The organism is Ruegeria sp. CDSB086 (assembly GCF_059611065.1).
In genome coordinates, this window is the sequence record NZ_JBXWOV010000004.1 from 183,309 (window position 1) to 203,394 (window position 20,086).

General features: G+C 59.3%; 22 protein-coding genes. 11 read left to right on the forward strand and 11 right to left on the reverse strand.

Annotated elements, in window-relative coordinates; all coding sequences use genetic code 11:
- Window positions 1-54 precede the first annotated feature (54 nt).
- Window positions 55-717 (reverse strand): YrbL family protein, encoded by a 663-nt coding sequence (locus tag AC2FIO_RS10110; RefSeq protein ID WP_282170125.1) that lies wholly within the window; start codon window positions 715-717, stop codon window positions 55-57.
- A 13-nt stretch (window positions 718-730) separates the two neighbouring features.
- A complete protein-coding gene (locus AC2FIO_RS10115; RefSeq protein WP_082637212.1) occupies window positions 731-907 on the reverse strand; it encodes a zinc-finger domain-containing protein in 177 nt (58 codons plus the stop codon).
- Window positions 908-994: 87 nt separating this feature from the next.
- On the opposite strand from AC2FIO_RS10115, the gene AC2FIO_RS10120 reads away from it, so the two are divergent.
- Window positions 995-1,987: an ABC transporter ATP-binding protein gene (locus AC2FIO_RS10120; protein WP_496697642.1), complete on the forward strand. Its 993-nt coding sequence runs from the start codon at window positions 995-997 to the stop codon at window positions 1,985-1,987.
- On the opposite strand, the gene AC2FIO_RS10125 is transcribed toward AC2FIO_RS10120, so the two are convergent.
- Window positions 1,984-2,448 (reverse strand): DUF1203 domain-containing protein, encoded by a 465-nt coding sequence (locus AC2FIO_RS10125; RefSeq protein ID WP_496697348.1) that lies wholly within the window; start codon window positions 2,446-2,448, stop codon window positions 1,984-1,986. The two genes, AC2FIO_RS10120 and AC2FIO_RS10125, sit on opposite strands and share 4 nt — an antisense overlap.
- A 109-nt stretch (window positions 2,449-2,557) precedes the next feature.
- On the opposite strand from AC2FIO_RS10125, the gene AC2FIO_RS10130 reads away from it, so the two are divergent.
- From AC2FIO_RS10130 to AC2FIO_RS10140, 3 genes are all read left to right on the forward strand, one after another.
- Window positions 2,558-5,476 carry an error-prone DNA polymerase gene (locus tag AC2FIO_RS10130; RefSeq protein ID WP_282170123.1) on the forward strand — a complete coding sequence of 973 codons (2,919 nt, stop codon included), beginning with the start codon at window positions 2,558-2,560 and terminating at the stop codon, window positions 5,474-5,476.
- 50 nt (window positions 5,477-5,526) lie between these two features.
- Complete coding sequence (locus AC2FIO_RS10135) at window positions 5,527-5,940, forward strand: group III truncated hemoglobin (protein WP_496697350.1); 414 nt, start codon at window positions 5,527-5,529, stop codon at window positions 5,938-5,940.
- Between the two features lie 148 nt (window positions 5,941-6,088).
- On the forward strand, window positions 6,089-7,027 hold the full coding sequence (locus AC2FIO_RS10140; protein ID WP_058272863.1) for a DMT family transporter: 939 nt from the start codon (window positions 6,089-6,091) through the stop codon (window positions 7,025-7,027).
- 77 nt (window positions 7,028-7,104) lie between these two features.
- On the opposite strand, the gene AC2FIO_RS10145 is transcribed toward AC2FIO_RS10140, so the two are convergent.
- Window positions 7,105-8,217 carry an S-(hydroxymethyl)glutathione dehydrogenase/class III alcohol dehydrogenase gene (locus tag AC2FIO_RS10145; protein ID WP_058272862.1) on the reverse strand — a complete coding sequence of 371 codons (1,113 nt, stop codon included), beginning with the start codon at window positions 8,215-8,217 and terminating at the stop codon, window positions 7,105-7,107.
- A 130-nt stretch (window positions 8,218-8,347) separates the two neighbouring features.
- Between AC2FIO_RS10145 and AC2FIO_RS10150 the strand changes: the two genes are divergently transcribed.
- Entirely contained in the window at window positions 8,348-8,632 is a 285-nt protein-coding gene (locus AC2FIO_RS10150; protein ID WP_058272899.1) for an I78 family peptidase inhibitor, read from the forward strand.
- Between the two features lie 61 nt (window positions 8,633-8,693).
- On the forward strand, window positions 8,694-10,346 hold the full coding sequence (locus AC2FIO_RS10155; protein WP_496697354.1) for a DUF6504 family protein: 1,653 nt from the start codon (window positions 8,694-8,696) through the stop codon (window positions 10,344-10,346).
- Window positions 10,347-10,362: 16 nt separating this feature from the next.
- Here AC2FIO_RS10155 and AC2FIO_RS10160 read toward each other — a convergent pair whose 3' ends face one another.
- Window positions 10,363-11,088, reverse strand: coding sequence for an SDR family NAD(P)-dependent oxidoreductase (locus tag AC2FIO_RS10160; RefSeq protein WP_496697356.1), 726 nt, complete (start codon window positions 11,086-11,088; stop codon window positions 10,363-10,365).
- Between the two features lie 228 nt (window positions 11,089-11,316).
- Between AC2FIO_RS10160 and AC2FIO_RS10165 the strand changes: the two genes are divergently transcribed.
- The 5 genes from AC2FIO_RS10165 to AC2FIO_RS10185 are packed head-to-tail and all read left to right on the forward strand — an operon-like array spanning window position 11,317 to window position 15,523.
- Complete coding sequence (locus AC2FIO_RS10165; RefSeq protein ID WP_496697357.1) at window positions 11,317-12,648, forward strand: NAD(P)/FAD-dependent oxidoreductase; 1,332 nt, start codon at window positions 11,317-11,319, stop codon at window positions 12,646-12,648.
- On the forward strand, window positions 12,602-13,147 hold the full coding sequence (locus AC2FIO_RS10170; RefSeq protein ID WP_496697359.1) for a hypothetical protein: 546 nt from the start codon (window positions 12,602-12,604) through the stop codon (window positions 13,145-13,147). The genes AC2FIO_RS10165 and AC2FIO_RS10170 overlap by 47 nt, the downstream gene beginning before the upstream one ends.
- Window positions 13,147-14,370, forward strand: coding sequence for an MFS transporter (locus tag AC2FIO_RS10175; protein ID WP_496697361.1), 1,224 nt, complete (start codon window positions 13,147-13,149; stop codon window positions 14,368-14,370). Before AC2FIO_RS10170 ends, AC2FIO_RS10175 begins: the two co-directional genes overlap by 1 nt.
- Window positions 14,367-14,984 carry a DUF3833 domain-containing protein gene (locus AC2FIO_RS10180; protein ID WP_282119665.1) on the forward strand — a complete coding sequence of 206 codons (618 nt, stop codon included), beginning with the start codon at window positions 14,367-14,369 and terminating at the stop codon, window positions 14,982-14,984. Before AC2FIO_RS10175 ends, AC2FIO_RS10180 begins: the two co-directional genes overlap by 4 nt.
- Window positions 14,981-15,523, forward strand: a complete 543-nt coding sequence (locus AC2FIO_RS10185) for a DUF3833 family protein (RefSeq protein WP_496697363.1) — start codon at window positions 14,981-14,983, stop codon at window positions 15,521-15,523. The genes AC2FIO_RS10180 and AC2FIO_RS10185 overlap by 4 nt, the downstream gene beginning before the upstream one ends.
- A gap of 61 nt (window positions 15,524-15,584) precedes the next feature.
- Here AC2FIO_RS10185 and AC2FIO_RS10190 read toward each other — a convergent pair whose 3' ends face one another.
- From AC2FIO_RS10190 to AC2FIO_RS10215, 6 genes are all read right to left on the reverse strand, one after another.
- The gene (locus AC2FIO_RS10190; protein ID WP_113791010.1) at window positions 15,585-16,610 is read right to left on the reverse strand and encodes a porin; all 1,026 of its coding nucleotides are present in this window, start codon (window positions 16,608-16,610) and stop codon (window positions 15,585-15,587) included.
- A 379-nt stretch (window positions 16,611-16,989) separates the two neighbouring features.
- Entirely contained in the window at window positions 16,990-18,126 is a 1,137-nt protein-coding gene (locus AC2FIO_RS10195) for an energy transducer TonB family protein (RefSeq protein WP_496697367.1), read from the reverse strand.
- Window positions 18,123-18,500: an ExbD/TolR family protein gene (locus AC2FIO_RS10200; RefSeq protein ID WP_496697369.1), complete on the reverse strand. Its 378-nt coding sequence runs from the start codon at window positions 18,498-18,500 to the stop codon at window positions 18,123-18,125. Before AC2FIO_RS10200 ends, AC2FIO_RS10195 begins: the two co-directional genes overlap by 4 nt.
- Entirely contained in the window at window positions 18,497-18,862 is a 366-nt protein-coding gene (locus AC2FIO_RS10205) for an ExbD/TolR family protein (RefSeq protein ID WP_496697371.1), read from the reverse strand. Before AC2FIO_RS10205 ends, AC2FIO_RS10200 begins: the two co-directional genes overlap by 4 nt.
- Window positions 18,855-19,520 (reverse strand): MotA/TolQ/ExbB proton channel family protein, encoded by a 666-nt coding sequence (locus AC2FIO_RS10210; RefSeq protein ID WP_496697373.1) that lies wholly within the window; start codon window positions 19,518-19,520, stop codon window positions 18,855-18,857. Before AC2FIO_RS10210 ends, AC2FIO_RS10205 begins: the two co-directional genes overlap by 8 nt.
- Window positions 19,517-19,951 (reverse strand): hypothetical protein, encoded by a 435-nt coding sequence (locus AC2FIO_RS10215; RefSeq protein WP_496697375.1) that lies wholly within the window; start codon window positions 19,949-19,951, stop codon window positions 19,517-19,519. The genes AC2FIO_RS10210 and AC2FIO_RS10215 overlap by 4 nt, the downstream gene beginning before the upstream one ends.
- Between the last annotated feature and the right edge of the window lie 135 nt (window positions 19,952-20,086).

A 20,086-nucleotide genomic window follows, 5' to 3' on the forward strand; every position in this document is an offset into this window, starting at 1 on the left:
CAATCCACACAAGAGGCCGGAAAACTGTGCCGGAACGTCAACGCAGGCCGTCAATCACGCGACACGGAATTCCTGCCCGGTTCTGTCCCAGATCAGTCCCACACGCTCGGCGATGCCGTTCATCTGCTTGTGCAGCGACCGGTCGTTCAATCTGCGGCTCAACGTGCGCAAGGGAATTAGATTGCGCTCTCCGTAACCATCGATCAGCAGAAACATCCGGGTTTGATTGCGCAGCCCGTAGACAATGTTGGTCTCGTGAATATCGCGGGCAACAATCTGAAGCTTAAACAGTTTTTGGGCAAAGCTGTTCAATTCACTCAGAACATCAGCGCTCAGCGCTCCATCCTCGCACAGCTTCGCAAGGGGATGTGCGAGCTGTCCGTCATCGGATTCGATCCGTTCCACAATGATCGCCGGGCCAATGTCGGTTTGCGCTATGCCAAAACATCGCGCCAAAGGCAGTTGCTCGATGTCGGTGCCGCTTTTCAGCGCCGCCTTCATCTCGCCCTCGATTTCTTTTAGCGCATTGCGGAATACAGAATCGGGCAGAAGCCGCCGGATCAACCGTTTTGCAAAGGATCGGTTGGGCCGTTTGCGCGGGCGCGTCACCTTTACCAATAAGTGAGATTGCCCCGGGCACGCATACACGTCTCGATGTCCGCCGCTGGCAATCGGGTCCTGATCGGACACCCGCAAAAGCTGCACTGCAAAAAGCATCCGGCCTCCGAATTTATTGCGCGTCGTGCTCCGACAGTACGTATTTGCAATCGCAATACGGGCACTCGACCCAGCCGGTATCTTCGGGGATCTGCAACCAAACGCGCGGATGGCCCAATGCACCTTCGCCGCCGTCACAGGCAACACGTGCGGTTTCGACGATCTTGGTTTCCGGTGCATCAAGTGTCACGGCTGGCGATCCTTCATTGGTTGTCGGCCTCGCGGGCATGCATTAGGTGCGTTTATGAGCGATGAGCAAACCGGGGGCAAGGGTCTCATGACCGATGCGGCAATCAGGATCGATGGACTGCGCAAAACCTATCGGGGTGGCAAGGGCCAGCCCGAGAAACAGGCACTGAAGGGCATAGACCTGAGCATTCCACGGGGGTCGGTGTTTGGCCTGCTGGGTCCGAACGGGGCCGGTAAATCGACCCTGATCAACATTCTGGCCGGTCTGGTGGTGAAATCTGCGGGTACAGTGTCGATTTGGGGGTACGATCAGGACCGCAACCCGCGCCAGTCCCGCGCCGCGATTGGCGTGATGCCCCAAGAGCTGAACCTTGACCCGTTTTTCACCCCCCGCGGCGCGTTGGAGGTGCAGGCCGGTTTGTACGGCGTACCCAAGGCCCAACGCCGCAGCGATGAGATCCTTGAACTGGTCGGTCTCAGCGACAAGGCCGAAGCCTATGCCCGCACGCTGTCCGGTGGCATGCGGCGGCGGTTGCTGCTGGCCAAGGCGCTGGTGCATCACCCCAAGATCCTGGTGCTGGATGAACCGACGGCAGGTGTGGATATCGAACTGCGCCAGATGCTCTGGACAAATGTGCGCAAGCTGAACGAACAGGGCATGACCATCATCCTGACCACCCATTACCTGGAAGAAGCGCAGGAAATGTGTGACGAGATTGCCATCATCAACCACGGTGAAAAAATCGCTCAGGACAGCACCACCAACCTGCTGGGCCGAATGGATAGCCGCACCATGGTCATCGTTCCTGACAGCCCGATCGTCGATCTGCCCGCAACCGAAGGGGTCGAAGCCGCCTTGCGCGACGATGGTAACCTTGTTCTGCAATATCGCAGCGCCCAAACCAACGCCGAGCAAGTTCTGGAATCCGTCCGCGCAGCCAATATCCGCATTCGCGACGTCCGCACTGAAGAGGCTGATCTAGAGGATGTGTTCCTCGCCCTGACGTCCAGCCGCACAGGGGATGCCCCGGCGGCTGATCCGGATCAGCCACGCCGGGGGATGCACAGGGTCAAGCTTTAGTCTCGGTCGATTCGGGCCTGATAGCAGTTGTTTCGCGCGGATCGGACGTGGATGTAGGCCACATCTGGTCGGGCAAAGATATCCCTGACTTTTGCACCGATCTGATCCGTGGGCGTGATCGCCCCGGTGCCATAGACGATGCGGTCATCTGTGCCATAGCCCTTAATAAGGTAGTCGGGCGACGAGGTCAGGATCTCGGGCAGGTCTTGCCCCTCGTATCGCTCACAGAGTGCAGCACACAGAAAGATCGGCCCGGTTTCCGCATATGGATGTGTCTCTAAAAAGGGCCTGTGGGCCAAGATCAGCATTTCTTCGCCCTCGGGAATGTTCTGCAAACAATGGCGACACGGGTTACCGGCACCCGTGGAAACGACCCGTTCTGGCGTTGCGCCATAGGAATCGGGGTGACCGGCCTGAAGGGCGCGTACTTCGTCGGTGGGCAATGCGGTGATTTTGAACATTTCAGGTCTCCTTTTTCCCGACATTGCCCATCGGACCAAACCCAATCGACCCGTTTCCTGCGCAAAGGACTCGAAAAAGAACAAAACGTGAATATAATATGGAATCGTCATGTATGCCGAACTGTCGATCACGTCGAATTTCACCTTCCTCACCGGGGCGTCCCACCCCGAGGAGTATATGGAGCGTGCCGTCACCCTGGGCCTGCCCGCCATCGCCATCGCTGATGACAACTCGGTCGCCGGAATCGTGCGCGCCCATACGCAGGCGCGCGAGATCACCCGCAAGGTGCGCGAACGGCTGGAGTGGGAGGCGCAGAACACCTCCATAGGCCCGCCTTGCCCCGATCACATCCCCAAACCGCCCTCGTACCCGATCCACGCGGTGCCCCGTCTGATACCGGCGGCACGACTGATCTTTACCGACGCACCCACGGTTACCGCCCTGCCCCTGAACCGGCAGGGCTGGGCCAACCTATGCCGTATCCTGTCCAAAGGCCGCCTGCGCGCCGAAAAAGGCGACTGCATCCTGCACTTGTCCGACCTGCTGGAGTTTTCCGACGGCCTCCACTTGCTGCTGTGGCCGCAAACGGCCCGGTCTCCGGGCGGCGCGGACGCATGGCGGACACAAGCGCAACAGCTGACGCGCCGCTTTGCCGGGCGGATGCATCTGTTGATGCACCCCCGGTATGATGGCGCAGATAGCGCGTTTTTCTTTTTATTAGAGACTGAATCAAAACAACTCGACATCCCCACCCTCGCCAGTGCCACGCCGATGATGCATCACGGGGGCCGCCGCAAGCTGGGGGATGTGCTGACCGCCATCCGCCTGCGCCGCAAGGTCGATGAGTTGGGCCGCGAGGCGCTGGCCAATGGCGAACAACGCCTGCGGTCCGAGGCCGAGATGCTGCGCATCTTCAAAGGTTATGAGGGGGCCGTTGCCCGCGCGCATGAACTCAGCGAACAGCTCACATTCTCGCTGGACGAGCTGCGTTATGAGTACCCCAGTGAGGGCAGCGAGCAGGAAACCCCGACCCAACGCCTGCATCGTCTGGCGCATGAAGGGTTGCAATGGCGCTATCCGGCAGGCGCGTCCGAGAAGGCGAAAAAGATGCTGGCGCATGAGCTCGCCCTGATCGGCAAGCTGAAATACGAACCCTACTTTCTGACAGTCCGCGATATCGTTCATTTCGCCCGCTCGCGCGACATCCTCTGCCAGGGACGCGGCTCGGCGGCCAATTCGGTGGTCTGCTTCTGCCTCGGCATCACCGAGGTCAGCCCTGAGATGGGCACGATGGTCTTCGAACGCTTTGTCTCCGAGGCGCGGGATGAGCCCCCCGATATCGACGTCGATTTCGAACATGAGCGCCGCGAAGAGGTGATCCAGCACATCTATGACCGCTATGGCCGCCATCGCGCCGGCCTTTGCGCAACGGTCGTGCATTATCGCGGCAAACGCGCCATCCGCGAGGTTGGCCGCGCGATGGGCCTGACCGAAGATACGATCTCAGCGCTCTCATCTCAGCTTTGGGGCTTCTTCTCCGCCGCGGGGCTTGAGGCGGAACGGATGCGCGAGATTGGCCTCGACCCCGAAGATCGCCGTCTAAAACAGACTCTAATGCTGGTATATGAGATCGACGGGTTCCCCCGTCACCTGTCTCAGCATGTCGGCGGCTTCATCATCACCGAGGGGCGTCTGGACGAGCTTGTTCCTATCGAGAACGCCACGATGGAGGACCGCACGGTCATCTGCTGGGACAAGGACGATATCGACACGCTGGGCATCCTCAAGGTCGATGTCCTCAGCCTCGGGATGCTGACCTGCATTCGCAAGGCCTTTGACCTGATCGGTCAGCACCATCAGACCAGCTATACACTCGCCACCCTGCCGCCCGAGGACCCTGTCGTCTACGACATGCTGTGCAAGGCGGACTCGATTGGCGTGTTTCAGGTGGAATCACGAGCACAGATGAACTTTCTGCCCCGGATGCGGCCCCGCAATTTCTATGATCTGGTGATTGAGGTCGCCATCATCCGCCCCGGCCCCATTCAGGGCGACATGGTCCACCCCTATATCCGCCGCCGGAACGGAGAGGAGGAGGTCAGCTTCCCCTCGGACGAGTTGGGCGAGGTGCTGGGCAAAACGCTGGGCGTGCCGCTGTTTCAGGAACAGGCCATGCAGATCGCCATTGTCGGCGCAGGCTTTACCCCGGAACAGGCCGACCGGCTACGCCGGTCTCTGGCAACCTTCAAGAAGCACGGCAATGTCAGCGAATTCCGCGCGCTGTTCCTGCGCGGGATGAAACGCAACGGGTATGAACAGGACTTCGCCGAACGCTGTTTTTCGCAGATCGAAGGCTTCGGCTCTTACGGCTTCCCCGAAAGCCACGCGGCCAGCTTTGCGCTGCTGGTCTATGCCTCGGCCTGGATCAAATGCCACCATCCGGGGATATTTGCCTGCGCCCTGCTGAATTCGCAGCCAATGGGGTTCTATGCCCCCGCCCAGATCGTCCGTGATGCGCGCGAGCATGAGGTTCAAGTGCGCCCGGTCTGCATCAATGCCAGCTTTTGGGACAATGTGATGGAACCTGACGGTCAGGGCGGGCTGGCGCTGCGACTGGGCTTCCGCCAAATCAAGGGCCTCAGCGAGGAAGATGCCAGCTGGCTGACAGCCGCGCGCGGCAATGGCTATCATCAGGTCGACGATGTCTGGCGCCGTGCCGGTTTGGGACCATCGGTGATCGAACGGCTGGCCGAGGCGGATGCCTTCGCCGCCTGCGACCTGACACGGCGCGAGGCATTGTGGCAGGCCAAAGCGATTGCCACAGCCAAACCCCTGCCGCTGTTCTCGCAGGATCTGGAGGGGGAGGCGCTGGATGAACCCGAGGCCTACCTGCCGAAAATGACCTTGGGCGAGCAGGTGGTCGAGGACTACGTCGCCACCCGCCTCAGCCTACGGGCGCATCCCGTCGCCCTGCTGCGGCATATTCTGACACCGGACCCGCGCGACAAAACCACGCCTGTCGCATGACCGCAGAACGGGATAATGCCCCTGAACAGAGTCGAAACCGGACCATCCCAATGACCAGACCCACCCTGCCCCCACGCTTTCCCGCGACGCCAGATCAGATCAACGCGCAGGTCCGCGCCTTTTATGCCCGCGTGCGCGAGGACACAGTACTGGGACCTGTCTTCAACAAACATGTCCACAACTGGCCCGCCCATGAGGAAAAGATCGCCGCCTTCTGGCGCAACGCGATTTTGTTCGAGCGCAGTTATGACGGCAACCCGCAACGAGTCCATATCGAACGTCCCGACGTAAAGCCCGAGTTCTTCGCCCATTGGCTGGATCTGTTCGAAGAGGTCGCGACGCAGACGCTGCCCCCTGAAACCGCGATACCGTGGGTCGCGCTGGCGCGCCGCATTGGTGTGGGAATGAAGGCCGGTGTTCAATCCGCACGCCAACCCAAGGAAGCACCCCCGATCCTGCGGTGATCCCGCGTCATAGCGGCCATGCAATGTTAGCGGTAAATTAAGGACTATGCGCGCAGCCAAAATGGGTTTACTCAAAGGCAAGCCACCCGCAACATACGCGGTGTGATGGCACAGTCACAACACCGAGACATCGCCCGAGGCCACAACGATGAGCACTCAGAACTCCACCCTTCGGGGACTTGGCTATGCGTTTTTGGGCTTTGCGGTCTTTGCGAGCCATGACGCGCTGATCAAGGCGCTCGGCGGCGTCTACTCGGTGATGCAGATCATCTTTTTTGCCACGCTGTTTTCCTTTGTGCCTATGGCCGTCACGATTCTGACCGACCGGACAACCGGGAACTTCCTGCCCCGCCACCCATGGCTGGTGCTGCTGCGGTCGGGCTTGATGGTCACCGCAATGTCCTGCGCGTTTTACTCCTTTTCCGTATTGCCGCTGGCCGAGGTCTATTCGCTGCTGTTCTCCTTTCCACTGATCGTGACGGTCCTGTCGATCCCAATCCTTGGCGAGGTGGTCCGCGCCCAGCGCTGGGCCGCAGTCGGTGTTGGTCTGATCGGCGTGCTGATTGTCTTACGCCCCGGCGCAACAGATATCACGCTGGGCCATCTGGCCGCCCTGACAGCCGCCTTTTGCAGCGCCTTCGCATCTGTGTTGGTGCGCAAGATCGGGAATGAGGAACGATCGGCGGTGCTGATCCTGTACCCCATGTTGTTGGCCATCGCGGTGATGAGCCTTGCACAGCCTGCCGTCTATCAACCACCATCCCTGCTGCATCTTGCGATGATGGCATTGGTAGGCGTTTTCTCGGTCATCGCCCAGCATCTGATCATTCTGGCCTATCGGGCCGCGCCCGCCGGGGTTATTGCCCCCAGTCAATATAGCCAGATCATCTGGGCCACGATTTTCGGCATGGCTTTCTTTGGCGAACGCCCGGACGTCTGGGTTGCAGTCGGTGCAAGCGTCATTATCGCATCCGGCGTCTACGTGGTGTGGCGCGAAAGCAGAACCAACACGACCTCAGCCAACACGCCCGTCCTGCGGGTGCGGTCACCTCGGTCGGATACCGGGGCGTCACGGCCAGGGGAGTAAACGTCAAACTAAAAAACGGCGCACTATTCCGCGCGCCGTTTTCAACCGCATTACGCGGATTGTCTCGTATTAGAGTCTTAGTAAACGACGACCGACCGAATGCTTTCGCCCTTATGCATAAGGTCGAAGCCGTGATTGATATCGTCCAGACCCATGGTGTGGGTGATCATCGGGTCGATCTCGATCTTGCCGTCCATGTACCAGTCGACGATCTTGGGCACATCGGTTCGTCCCCGCGCGCCGCCAAAGGCGGTGCCGCGCCACGAGCGGCCAGTGACCAGCTGGAATGGGCGGGTCGAGATTTCGGCCCCCGCAGGTGCCACGCCGATGATGATCGATTCACCCCAGCCTTTGTGCGCCGCTTCCAGAGCCGTGCGCATCACGCCGACATTGCCGGTGGCGTCAAATGTGTAATCCGCGCCGCCTTTGGTCAGGTTGACCAGATAAGGCACCAGATCGCCTTCAACCTCGGATGGGTTGACGAAGTCGGTCATGCCGAACCTGGTCGCCATCTCGACCTTTGACGGGTTCAGGTCGACGCCGACGATCTGATCTGCTCCGGCCAGACGCAGGCCCTGAATGACGTTCAGGCCGATGCCACCCAGACCAAACACGATAGCCCGGCTGCCGATCTCAACTTTGGCAGTGTTGATGACGGCGCCGATGCCGGTGGTCACACCACATCCGATGTAGCAGATCTTGTCGAAAGGCGCGTCCTCACGCACTTTGGCCAGCGCGATCTCGGGCAGAACCGTGTGGTTGGCAAAGGTCGAGCAGCCCATGTAGTGCAGGATCGGGTCACCATCCAAAGTCGTAAACCGCGAGGTTCCGTCGGGCATCAGGCCCCGGCCTTGGGTTTCGCGGATCGCCTGACACAGGTTGGTCTTGGGGTGCAGACAGTATTCGCACTCACGACATTCAGGCGTGTAGAGCGGGATCACGTGATCGCCCGGTTTCAGGCTGGTGACGCCCGGACCGACGTCGACAACCACACCCGCGCCCTCGTGGCCCAGAATGGCCGGGAACAGGCCTTCGGGGTCAGCACCCGACCGGGTGAATTCGTCGGTGTGGCAAAGGCCGGTGGCCTTGATTTCGACCAGAACCTCGCCCGCCTTGGGGCCTTCGAGGTTCACATCCATCACTTCCAAAGGTTTGCCCGCCTGAATGGCGACGGCGGCACGGGTGCGCATGATCGTTGTCTCCCTGTCTTATTTGCCCCGACCCTGCGTCAATTGCAGGGTGTTTTCAACTGCGCTTTGGTGGCAGGTTGGCTAAATGTTTGATATTGCAGTAACGACATTGTCAGAAGGAGAAACGCCAATGCACCGATTTATTCCCGCGCTGGTCCTGCTGGCAGGCTGTGCTGAAACGACTGCACCTGTGGAAACACCCGCCTCAACGGACGCGCCGGTTGATCTGGCCTTTTGCCTGGGCGACGATTTTGCCGATTCCATCGGCCAACCGGTGTCGACCATCCAAGCCCAGTTGCCCGAACGGTCGCGTGTTCTGGGTCCTGATGACATTGCCACACAGGATTATCGCATCGACCGGCTGAATGTTTTCGTGAACGGAGCCGGAATCATTCAACGCCTGACCTGCGGGTAAGCGTGGACTCGAGGCATGATTCTACGGTAAGAACAAAATGGGAACATTTTGATGTCTGCCAATGCCAAAACGCCGAATACTCTCACTGTGGTTCCCCCGTCTGGGGGCTGAACGGCTGATCCGTGCCGCGCGGGGGCTGCATGTTGGCCCTTTGGCGGTGGTTGCGGAACAGTCGAACATGCAGGTGATCACCTCATTGAACGCAGAAGCGCAGGCCGCGGGTCTGCGTGTGGGCCAGCCCGTGCGTGATGCCCATGCCATGTGCGCGGCCCTGATCACGCGACACCGCAACGCCCCCGCCGAGGCCGCGTTTCTGACCGCGTTGCGGCGCTGGGCCGGCAAGTTCAGCCCATGGGTGGCTGAAGAGATCCCCGATGGTCTGATCGTCGACCTGTCGGGCTGCACGCATCTGTTCGGCGGGGAGGAGGCGCTGCTGAGCGTCATTGAAACCGATTGCGCCGATATGGGGCTGAGCGTTCAGATGGGTATCGCCGACACGCTGGGCGCGGCCTGGGCGCTGGCGCGGTATGCGGGGCAAGAGGCCACATCAGATCGCAACGGTGATGCCATCAGTCAAGAGGCCCGCGCCACCCGCGCACGGGCGGGTAAACGGCGACACTGGACCAAGGGTGGGGCTGCACCGCAAGTGATGGCCCTGGGTGGCGGCGCACGGATCGCAGCACCAGGGCAATCTTATGGCGCGCTCAGCCCCCTGCCGATTGCGGCGCTGCGGCTGGAAGATCAGGTTGTGGCACAACTGAACCGGCTGGGCCTACGCCGGATCGGCGATCTTTTGGGCCAACCCCGGGCTTCTCTCGCCCGACGGTTCGGGCGCGGGCTGGTGATGAGACTGGACCAAGCGATGGGCAGCGCGCCCGAACCGGTATCCCCCGCGCGTCCGCCGCATCACTTTGCGGTGCGGATGACCCTGCCCAACCCGATCGGGTTGATCGAGGATGTGATGGCCGCCATCGACCGGGTGTTGCCCGCGCTGTGCACGAAGCTGGAAGAGAAGGCGCGCGGCGTGCGTACCCTGCGGCTCGAGGCGCATCGCGCCGATCAGGCGGCCGAGATCATCAAGGTTGGTCTGGCCCGTCCAACCTATGACAAACACCGCATTCGCCCTTTGTTAGAGATGAAAGTCGATAAGATCGACGCAGGCTATGGCATCGACATGCTGCGGCTTGAGGCGATCCAGACCGAGCCCATCCATGCCCGCACCGTGGCCGGTCACGCCGAGGCGCGCCGTGTGGCCCGCGCGCGGCTGGAGGGCAATACAGCCGTAGATGATCTGATCGGCAAACTGGGCGCCCGGGTCGGGTTGGACGTGATCACCCGGCGGCACCCGGCGGCCTCACATATCCCCGAAAAAACCGCGCAGACGTTGGCGGCGGCGTGGTCGGAACCCGCCCGTGACTGGCCTGCCCCGTCGCGCCCGCGCCCGTTGCAGATGTGGCAGCCCGAGCCGGTGATGGCCGCTGAAGCCCCGGATGTTCCAGCCGCCTTTCGGTGGCGCGGGCGCGACTGGCAGTTGGCACAGGCCACCGGTCCGGAACGGATCGCACCCGAATGGTGGCTGGATGACCCCAACTGGCGCAGCGGCGTGCGTGACTACTGGGTGGTGGTCACCGAACAGGGTGAGCGACTGTGGCTGTTTTACGGCCATGGCGGCACGATGTCGGCAGGCTGGTTCTGTCAGGGGCAGTTTGGTTAAAACGCCTGATCAGACTCTATTTTCCGCGGTAGATCAGCCAATCCGGCAGGTAATCCAGCAAACGGATCACCCAAGAGAACGGTGCCGGGAAATCGGTGCGGAACCGGCGGCGCGACATCGCCCTGACCACCCGGTCCGCCGCGTCCTCGGGTGTCATCAGCATCGGCATCTTGAAAGTGTTCTTTTCAGTCAGCCGGGTCTTAATGAAGCCTGGATTGACGATCCGCACGGTTACCCCCGTGCCGGCCAGATCAAATCGCATCGTTTCAGCCAATGAGACAAGCGCTGCCTTGCTGGCCGCGTATCCGACAGCAGCCGGAAGCCCGCGATAGCCAGACAAAGACCCGATCAGGGTAATGTCGCCCTGTCCGGCCCGTAGAAACCCTGGCACCGTCTCACCCAACACACGCAGCGCGCCAAGGTAGTTCACGTCTGTCATGGACAGAACAGCTTCAGTATCCCAATCGGCCGATTTCATAGGCTCGTAGGCACCGGCATTGTAGACCAGCCCATCCACCACGCCGACATCTGCAACGGCCCGGCGCACAGCCGCCAGATCGGTCACATCAAACGGCACCGCCCGCGCGTTCGGAAGGGTTTTGCAAATCTCGGCCAATCGCGCCGCATTGCGCGCCGAGAGGATCAGTTTTGCCCCATGTCGGCTTAGCGCCTGGGCCAAAGATCGGCCCAGCCCCTCACTGGCGCCAACGATCCAATAGGTTTTTCCGTCAAAACTGCTCATGCTTGGGCCATCCGGACTGTCGGGTACATATGGCCCGGACATTGGTTTCGTGTTGTTTCAGACAATTTAAGGATTTTACGGATCGGCAACAAAGCTGGATCACGTTAACGCTCAAAAAACCAGGCAAGACATCACGATGTAACGCACGTTCAAAAAAAGTCCAACGTGATTGATCCGTACCCGCATCTGATGCGTAATCCTTTTAAATTGCCGAACTAAGGGGATCACATGTTCGACGAACCAAGGGGCGCACGCAAGAAAATCGCAATTGTAGGTGCAGGAATATCAGGCCTATCCGCAGCTTACTATCTATCCGAAGACAATGATGTAACGGTCTATGAGGCCGAGCCAAGACTGGGCGGCCATGCCCGAACGGTCATGGCTGGTAAAAACGGTGATCAACCGGTCGACACCGGTTTTATCGTGTTCAACTATTCCACCTACCCCAACCTGACCAAACTGTTCGATGAATTGAACGTTCCCGTGATCAAAAGCGAGATGAGCTTTGGCGCCACGATCGACAATGGTCGCCTCGAATACGGATTGAACAATCTGCGCACCCTGACAGCGCAAAAACGCAACCTGATGCGTCCGGCCTATTACAAGATGATTTCGGACATCCTGCGCTTTGGCAAAGAAGCCCCGGAAGCTGCCAAGAACAATGACACTACGATTGGCGAACTGATCGACGAACTACGTTTGGGCCACTGGTTCCGCCACAACTATCTGATGCCCATGTGCGGGGCGATCTGGTCTACCCCCGTCGAATTCATTGACCGCTTTCCCGCACGTTCGCTGGTGCAGTTCTTCCAAAACCATGCCTTGCTGGCCGGTGATCGGTCAAAGCAGCATCAGTGGTGGACGGTCAAAGGTGGAAGCATTGAATATGTCCGCCGGATCGAGGCTGCATTGCGCTCCCGCGGTTGCGAAATCCGCGTCGCCTCCCCCGTGCAGCATGTTCAGAGGGATGAACTGGGCGCGACCGTACTCAGCGAAGGCCAAGCTGACCTTTATGATGAGATCATACTTGCCACCCATTCCGACCAGTCGCTGGCCATTCTGGGCGACAACGCCACACCCGAAGAAATTGCTGCCCTTAGCGCGATCAAGTACCAGCCCAACAAGGCCGTCTTGCATTGCGATCCCGGCCAGATGCCCAAAAGGCGGGCCTGCTGGTCCAGCTGGACCTATCGTTCACAGGCCGGAAATGTCGGCGTTACCTACTGGATGAACCGGTTACAGAACATTCCGGACAGTGATCCGATGTTTGTAACGCTCAATGTTGCGGCGGATATTCCCGCAGACAAAATCTATGACGAAGTCGAATTCGCCCATCCGGTTTTCGATCAAGCCGCACTGAAGGCCCAGGGGCAAATTCGCGACATGCAGGGACAGAACAAAACGTGGTTTGCCGGTGCATATAACCGGCATGGTTTTCATGAAGACGGGATTGCCAGCGCGATGCATGTTGTCGCGCAGTTGAATGGCACCCCGCAAACCATCGGAGCTGACAATGGCATTGCCAAAAATGACCCGGTCATCCCTGTCGCGGCCGAATAGCTCGGTCTGGTGCGTCGCTCTGCTGTCGCTGACCTTGCTGGCCCCAGTCATGCTGGAAGCGTCAACCGTGTCGAACGAATTGCCGAACGCCGAACTGCGCGGGTCCGCCACGTTCCGTTACCTTGGCCTGCCGATCTATGACGCAAAGCTGTTCACGCCAGGCGGTGCCCCGTTCAGTTGGAGCGATGATTTCGGATTGCAGCTGACCTACCGCAAAAACCTCAAGCAGAAGGCTCTGGTCGAATCCACGCTGGATGAGATGACACGGCAAGGAAACAGCGGGCTGACACAAGTCCAGCTTGAACAGTGCTTTCAGGCTGTCAGCAAAGGCGACAGCTATCTGGCCATCTCGGAAGGGCCGAACAAGGTTGGTTTCTGGCGGAACGGGCGCAAAACCTGCACCCTGTCCGGGCCAGGCGTCAAAAATACATTCATGTCTATCTTTCTTGGCGACAACACCAGATCCGCAAGCTTTACGCGGCAATTGAGGGGACAGTGATGCTGTATCCCCGGGTCAGCCTCTATGCGCTGATGCTCGCAGCGGCGGGTATTCCCCTCTACATCCACCTGCCGCGTTTTGCTGCGGTTAACCTTGGGATTAGCCTTGGGGTGATTGGAACGGTACTGCTGTTGATCCGGCTTGTGGATCTTGTGCAAGACCCGCTGATAGGCTGGGCGATTGACCGATGGCCGAAGGGTCAGTTGGCGTTCGCCGCCATGGCCGCTGTTGGGCTGGCGGTCGGCTTTCCGCTGCTCTTTGCCTTGCCACAGGGCGCAAGCGTGACATCGCTGATCCTGATCCTGATCCTGCTGTTCTCGGCCTACAGCCTCGGGACCATCCTGCTTTACGGGCGCAGCGCAACCCTGGCCAAAACACCAGACGCAAAAGAGTTAATGACACTGGCAGCCTTCCGTGAAGGTGGACAATTGGCGGGGGTTGTCATTGCCGCGAGCGCGCCTGCACTGTTCGTCGCTTTAGGGGCGAGCGCACAGGGATACCCCGCCTTTGGGCTGTTTCTGGGCGTCCTGTCGATCGTAACGATCGCGCTGACATTCCCAATGTGGCGGCGCACGCCTATTACTGGCGAGGGCCTGTCTTTTGCAGGGCTGGGCCGGGCTGGAGCATTGCGACTATTGGCGCTGGCGCTGGTCAACAGCTTGCCGGTCGCCATTACCTCAACCCTGTTTCTGTTCTTCGTCGAAGACAGGCTGCAATTGCCGGGCAAGGCGGGTCCCTTGTTGATCCTTTTTTTCCTCAGCGCCGGCACCAGCGTGCCGCTTTGGGCCAAGCTCAGCAATCGCATTGGTCCGAAACAGACCCTAATCATTGCTATGCCGCTGTCTATTGCCAGCTTCATAGGTGCTGCGATGTTGCCGGCGGGTGAGCTTTTGGGCTTTGCTCTGATCTGCCTTGCCTCGGGTGCGGCACTTGGGGCCGATATGGTGGTCCTGCCGGCCATGTTCTCGGTCGTTTTGACCCGCGCCGGCCTGAACGCCTCAGCCGCGTTCGGCATCTGGTCCTTTGCGGGCAAGCTGGGCCTCGCGCTTGCCGCCTTCTTTACATTGCCCCTGCTGGAACGCAGCGGCTTTTCACCTGGCCAATCAAATTCCGCCCAAGCCCTGGAAACACTCAATCTGGCTTATGCGGTACTACCCTGCATCCTGAAACTTGGCGCGTTTGGCATGGTCCTGACGTTGCCCACGGAGGTCTCAGCCAAATGAAAACGCTTGTTGTTTTACTGTTCGCTGCTCTCGCTTTGTTTATTGCCAAGAACCGGTTCCTGAGCTTCCGGTCGCAAACACCGGCCGACTACACCGGCACTGGGCCTGCATTCAAAATGAAAGAGGTACTGAACGGAGAGATCCTGTCCGAGGGGCTGATCTATGGGCCGAACGGCAAGATGTCGAACAGCTTTGTCGCCCGTATGGTTGGGAACTGGGATGGCAACACCGGCACGTTGTCCGAGCATTTCACCTATTCCAATGGCAAACAGATGACACGTAAATGGTATCTGACGCTGGGCACCGGCAATACGTTCATCGCCACGGCGGATGACATCGTCGGTGAAGGTCATGGAACAATTTCAGGATCAACTGTCAAACTTACCTACCGCATTATTCTTCCTGAGGATGCCGGTGGGCACACTTTGGACGTCACCGACTGGATGTACCTGACCGAAAACGGTGTAATCATGAACCGGTCCGAGATGCGCAAGTTCGGCATCAAGGTCGCAGAGCTGATTGCCACGATGCGCCCCGCGCCCGAGGTTAAATCCGCACATGTCCCCAGTTCAAACGGCTATGATGCGGACGCAGAACAAAGGCCGCTGCAATGATCTCGCGTCGGGTCCTTGTTGCGGGCCTGGCAGTCGCCGGACTGGCCGTTCTGACTGCCTGTTCAGCTAAACCGCGCGTTCCCAAGACCTTTCTGTCTGATCGGCAGTTGAACCTTGAAGAGTTTTTTGAGGGCAAGACCGTCGCCTATGGCCAGTTTCAGGATGTTCTGGGCAATATCCCGCGCCGCTTTACGGTGGATATCGACGGAACGTGGGATGGTGAAACCCTGACTCTGGTTGAGGATTTTGTCTATGATGACGGCGCCACCGAGCAGCGTGTCTGGACGCTGACCAAAACGGGCGCGGACACCTGGACTGGCAACGCCCCCGGCGTTCTGGGCACCGCCACAGGGGTCGAACGCGGCGACACGTTCAACTGGACATACAAGATCGACCTGCCGGTCAAAGAGGGCACCATGCGGGTCAACTTTGACGACTGGATGTGGCTGCTGGACGATGACCGTCTGCTGAACCGAGCCTATGTCTCGCGTTATGGCGTCCGGCTGGGCGAGGTCATCCTGTTCTTTGAGAAGAAATAAGCTAGCAAAAGAAAAGGGCAGGCTCGAAGACCTGCCCTTAAACTTTGTAGTTTAGCTCAACTTAGAAGTTGAACTGAGCACCGAAGTCAGCGCGGATGCGCCCGTCTTCGTCACCCGTTTTGATTTCGCCGATACCACCACGCAGCGATGCACCGCCGCCCAGGTCGTAGATGGCGCCAATACCGATATTGCGGGTATCGTTGTCAGCCGAACCGTCACCGTAAGCAAACTGCAGGGTGGTTGCGGCGCCGAGATTGTATGCCAGCGACAGACCGTATGCGGTACCGTTCTCGGCATCATCAACAACGTCATCGTCCGCAACAAACAGAGTACCCGAGAAGTCACCGAATTCTGCACCCAGGGTCAGAACGGTCAGCGACTGCTTTTCGCTCGCGCTGTTCACGTTCGCCTTGGTCTGACCATAGGCCAGTGCAGCGGTGATGTTGTTGAAGGTGTAAGTTGCACTGACGTCCCAGCGGTCTGCGTCCTGCGCAACACCGTCAAAAGCAATCGTTGCCTGGTCATATGACGCGCCGAATGCGAAATCGCCAACTGCGTACTGGAAGAACACAGCATTCGCGCCTGAACCGGTCGAGGTGTACTCCAGGAAGCTGTAGTTCACGCCCGAATACTGACCCAGAAACTCTTCCAGGCCCGGTTCGTTACCGAAGTAGTTTGCCAGGTTGTCAAAGGAACCTGCAACGTTGCCAGCGTCAACACGCAGACCACCGTAGATGACCGAGAAGCGTGCGCCGTTCAGTCCCGCGCTGTTCTGTTCGCCGTTGCCGGAATCGTCATCAGCCTGCAGACGCACACGTGCCTGGAACTCAACGCCGCCATCGGTTTCTGCGGTGCCGTCGATGTTCAGGCGGAAACGCGAGACCAGGATGGTGTTGTCGGTGTCGACGTTCGCGGTGCCATCAGCGACGATGTCGCCGTTTGCATCCGTGGTAAAGTTGTTAACAGTGCCGGTGCGATCTTCTTGGTAGCCAATACCAAAACGACCGTAGCCGCTGAATTTAACGTCGGCCGCTGCAACGCTTGCAGTTGCAATCAGAGCCGTCGATGCAATGAGAAGATTTTTCATGGTAAACCCACAAGTTTTGAGAGGAGTGCAGCCGCTAGGGCGACTGCTGGCCTACTCGGACAAATTCCGAGCGTGCGCAATGGTTTCGCTGCATTTCATTCTGGGCAAGGTTGGTATTTGTTGCATCTTTGCAAATGCAGAATACCGCACGAAACCCAATTTCCTGAGTATTTACGTATGTTTCGCGATCAGCAGTGTTTCGTTACAAAAAGTTGATCAAAGAAATGCGACGATGCCCCTTTAAATGCCAAAAAACGTACATGTTTGCAATTGAGACTTCCCGGGGGCTGACCCCACCTTCCGAAAATGGGCAGATTCGGGCAAAATCCCGCTCAAAACAGGTTCTGTGATGGGTAAATCGGATGATGAAACCCACCAATCAATTGCTGGTGTAGAAGAAAGACAGCTTGCGGCTGACCCCACCTGGCGGCAGCGGAAAGGGCGAAGCCGCCTGCACTTGCGCCCTTGCGGCCCGGTCAACATCGGACGACCCTGAACTGTCGATGACATCGACCCAGGCCAGCGTGCCATCGGGATTGATTTCGAAAAACACCTTGGCGAATCCCCGGGCAGCAACAAATACCGGGGGTGCGCGGTTCAGGTGGACCAAGACCTCACCCGCATAATTGGTAGTGTCCGAATTGCCGGGGCCACGCCCGCCCGAACGGCTGCCACTACTGCCAGACGTGAAGGCATCCAACCCTTCCCGCCGATAGGCGTAAAGGGGCGATTCAACCACCTCTGACGGAAACTGCAACTCGCTGAAGTCCCGCGCACCATTCAGCACGCCCCGCCGTTCCGGCGTCGGTTGGCGTTCAGGGCGCTGCGGCCGGATCGAAGACGTCACGGCCAGTTCTGTCACGTCTTCATTTGCATCCTGTTCGGTTGGATCAACCGGATCATCCGGCTCAATCGCCTCGGACTCCAACGGTACAACAGGGATCGCGGCCTCGGGCGACGGGTTGACCGGCAGCGCCGCCAGCTCTTGCGGTTGGGGCGATACGGGCTGGACCTCGGTCGCGACCTCTGGCTCGACCGCGACTGCCTCGGGGATTCCTTCGGGCACATCGGTCGCTGTTTCCGCCTCGACCGGCGGGGTTTCGTCGACATCTTCGCTGGCGGCGGCATCGCCTTCGGATGTGTTTTCGGTCTCTGCCACATCAGGCTCAACCGGTTCCGTGGCAGTCGGCTGGACCACTTCGGATTCGCCGATATCAGGCGCGTAAACCTCCCGCGGGTTTTCAGACGCCACAAGCGCCTCACTGACCGGGATTTCCGGTTCCTCAGGCAGCCTTTCAACCGGTGGCTCTGGTGCCTCGGCCGGTTCAGGTTCAATCGGTTCGGCGACAACCTCGGCAAGATCCTCGAATGTCGTGCTTAGCTCAATTGATTCAGGCGCTTGGCCGCCTGGCGCGTCTTCTGCAAGCCGCTGCCCGGTCACGCTTAACCCCATCAGGTGCAAAAACAGCGACACCAGAATGGCCACCACCGCAATCATAACCGACCGGCGGATCATTCCAGCGCCTTCTCGGTCACAACAAAGACGGATGACGCGCCCAGACGGCGTAAAGCACCGGTCACCTCGATCAGACGCGGGCCCGGTGCGTTTCGGTCGGGCACGATGCGCACGGCTTCGTCCCCTTGGCCACGCATATGCGCTTCGGGATCTGTTGGCGTTCCACGATAGCTCAGCGTGCCGTCGGCGTGCAGGATCAGCGCATCAGGTGGCTCGCGCCCTTCAAGGTCTGCGGTGTTCACGAGCTCAAGATCCGGATCCAACGGCGGGGCCAGCGTACCGGTGAGCAGGAAAAAGATCAGCATCAGGAAAACGACGTTGATCAGGGCAATCGTCGAGTCGCGTCTGCGTTTGGGGCGCCTGTACTTGATCATTCCAGCACCAGAACGCTTAATCCGTCACGCCCGCGCAGCCGGACCAATACGTCGATGACACGCTGCGCCGTTGTATCCGGGTCCAAACTGACCAGAACCTGCCCGGCCTCCAATTGCGTTTCCAGATCATTGAGAGAGACCGTTTGCCCGTTCAGCACCAGCCGTTCCGCCCCCAACTGCAGGAACAACCGCTCGGTCGGTGTCGCCGAAGTCGTACTGCCGCCCACTGCATTGCTCAGCTCGATCTCGCCATATTTGGCAAAGGTCGAGGTCAACATGAAGAACAGCAACAGCAGGAAAATCACGTCGATGAGCGGAGTCATCGACATGGGACGCCGTACGAAGGGTGCGGTGTTACGCATGTCCGGGGGCGGTCGCCACAGCCCGCACATCGTCGGCCTGCGGAACGGCCTGCCCCGGCACCAGAATTGTGCGCAGCGCCTTGTCCGCAAAGACCCGTTCGCGCGCCGTGCGACTTTCGAACCAGGACAACAGCATCGAGGTCGGCATCGCCACGGCAAGCCCCACAGCCGTTGTCAGCAGGGCAACCCAGATACCTCCGGCAAGCAGGGATGGGTCGACAGACGACCCAGCGGATTGCAGGCTGCGAAACGCCTCAATCATCCCCAGGACCGTGCCGAACAGACCCAGAAGCGGCGCAAGCTGCGCCACGGTGTCCAGCAGTCGGAAGCCGCGTTCAAGCCCGGCAAGCGCCAGACCGGCCTCGGCATCCAGCCGTTGGTCCAGACCCGGCGTGTCTGAGGCATTCATCGCAACCCGTACCAGGGGGGCAAGGTAACTGCGGCTTTTGTCCAGACGGGCGTGGGCGGTTTGCGGATCGCCAGCATCCCAGGCCGCCAGCGCCTCGGACAACACCCGGTGACGCCCGACGCCAGATGCTGCGAATTGCCAGAGTTTGTAAAGCGTGACCGCAACAGTCACCACCGACATCGCGATCAGGATCGCAACAACAGGCCCGCCCAGATCAAGGATTTCGCGCAATGCATCAAAGGGGCTCATCCAATCAACTCCACATCTGTTCGGCTTTGCAGTTTCAAGGCCTCATGACAGACCTGACTGTCCGATCCGGCAACAACGCAGGTATTTGCACCGTTGATCAAGGCTCTACCAACAGCGCCGCATGTCATGCCGGGAAGATCGAACTGGCGTACGCGTGGTCGATCGACAGGCAGATCACGAAAATTGAATAATGATAGGCTGACCACACTACCAGAGGCATCGAAAATTACGGTTTCATAGCTAACAGCATCAATTGCTGCGCCTGTTTTGTTTTCGATCACAAAGGTCAACCTACATGCCTGGCCAACATCCTGAACCGTATTGAGTTCCATGATCAAACCGGTCGGTTTGTTTTCCTCTGACTGGGCCAATGCTGCTACTGGCAAAGAGCAAAAGCTAAGAAAAACAAGTGCCGAACGGAGAAACAACATTGACACGCTCCTAGTTAATCAATGCGGAAATCTATAGACGGCAAGGCTCCGCTGGTGCTGGAGTACACATAGTCAAGACAGCAAGAGTGTCAAAGGGTTTCAACAGCTTTTCAAAGGCCCACGATCCGGTGCTCC

Bases quoted from the DNA above. Each gene is read 5' to 3' on its own strand.
- AC2FIO_RS10215 (WP_496697375.1), bottom strand. From the start codon at position 19,951: ATGTTGTTTCTCCGTTCGGCACTTGTTTTTCTTAGCTTTTGCTCTTTG.
- AC2FIO_RS10175 (WP_496697361.1), top strand. From the start codon at position 13,147: ATGCTGTATCCCCGGGTCAGCCTCTATGCGCTGATGCTCGCAGCGGCG.
- AC2FIO_RS10150 (WP_058272899.1), top strand. From the start codon at position 8,348: ATGCACCGATTTATTCCCGCGCTGGTCCTGCTGGCAGGCTGTGCTGAA.
- AC2FIO_RS10145 (WP_058272862.1), bottom strand. From the start codon at position 8,217: ATGCGCACCCGTGCCGCCGTCGCCATTCAGGCGGGCAAACCTTTGGAA.
- AC2FIO_RS10110 (WP_282170125.1), bottom strand. From the start codon at position 717: ATGCTTTTTGCAGTGCAGCTTTTGCGGGTGTCCGATCAGGACCCGATT.
- AC2FIO_RS10140 (WP_058272863.1), top strand. From the start codon at position 6,089: ATGAGCACTCAGAACTCCACCCTTCGGGGACTTGGCTATGCGTTTTTG.
- AC2FIO_RS10125 (WP_496697348.1), bottom strand. From the start codon at position 2,448: ATGTTCAAAATCACCGCATTGCCCACCGACGAAGTACGCGCCCTTCAG.
- AC2FIO_RS10180 (WP_282119665.1), top strand. From the start codon at position 14,367: ATGAAAACGCTTGTTGTTTTACTGTTCGCTGCTCTCGCTTTGTTTATT.
- AC2FIO_RS10130 (WP_282170123.1), top strand. From the start codon at position 2,558: ATGTATGCCGAACTGTCGATCACGTCGAATTTCACCTTCCTCACCGGG.
- AC2FIO_RS10190 (WP_113791010.1), bottom strand. From the start codon at position 16,610: ATGAAAAATCTTCTCATTGCATCGACGGCTCTGATTGCAACTGCAAGC.
- AC2FIO_RS10155 (WP_496697354.1), top strand. From the start codon at position 8,694: ATGCCAAAACGCCGAATACTCTCACTGTGGTTCCCCCGTCTGGGGGCT.
- AC2FIO_RS10165 (WP_496697357.1), top strand. From the start codon at position 11,317: ATGTTCGACGAACCAAGGGGCGCACGCAAGAAAATCGCAATTGTAGGT.
- AC2FIO_RS10170 (WP_496697359.1), top strand. From the start codon at position 12,602: ATGGCATTGCCAAAAATGACCCGGTCATCCCTGTCGCGGCCGAATAGC.
- AC2FIO_RS10160 (WP_496697356.1), bottom strand. From the start codon at position 11,088: ATGAGCAGTTTTGACGGAAAAACCTATTGGATCGTTGGCGCCAGTGAG.
- AC2FIO_RS10200 (WP_496697369.1), bottom strand. From the start codon at position 18,500: ATGATCAAGTACAGGCGCCCCAAACGCAGACGCGACTCGACGATTGCC.
- AC2FIO_RS10135 (WP_496697350.1), top strand. From the start codon at position 5,527: ATGACCAGACCCACCCTGCCCCCACGCTTTCCCGCGACGCCAGATCAG.
- AC2FIO_RS10120 (WP_496697642.1), top strand. From the start codon at position 995: ATGACCGATGCGGCAATCAGGATCGATGGACTGCGCAAAACCTATCGG.
- AC2FIO_RS10205 (WP_496697371.1), bottom strand. From the start codon at position 18,862: ATGCGTAACACCGCACCCTTCGTACGGCGTCCCATGTCGATGACTCCG.
- AC2FIO_RS10185 (WP_496697363.1), top strand. From the start codon at position 14,981: ATGATCTCGCGTCGGGTCCTTGTTGCGGGCCTGGCAGTCGCCGGACTG.
- AC2FIO_RS10195 (WP_496697367.1), bottom strand. From the start codon at position 18,126: ATGATCCGCCGGTCGGTTATGATTGCGGTGGTGGCCATTCTGGTGTCG.
- AC2FIO_RS10210 (WP_496697373.1), bottom strand. From the start codon at position 19,520: ATGAGCCCCTTTGATGCATTGCGCGAAATCCTTGATCTGGGCGGGCCT.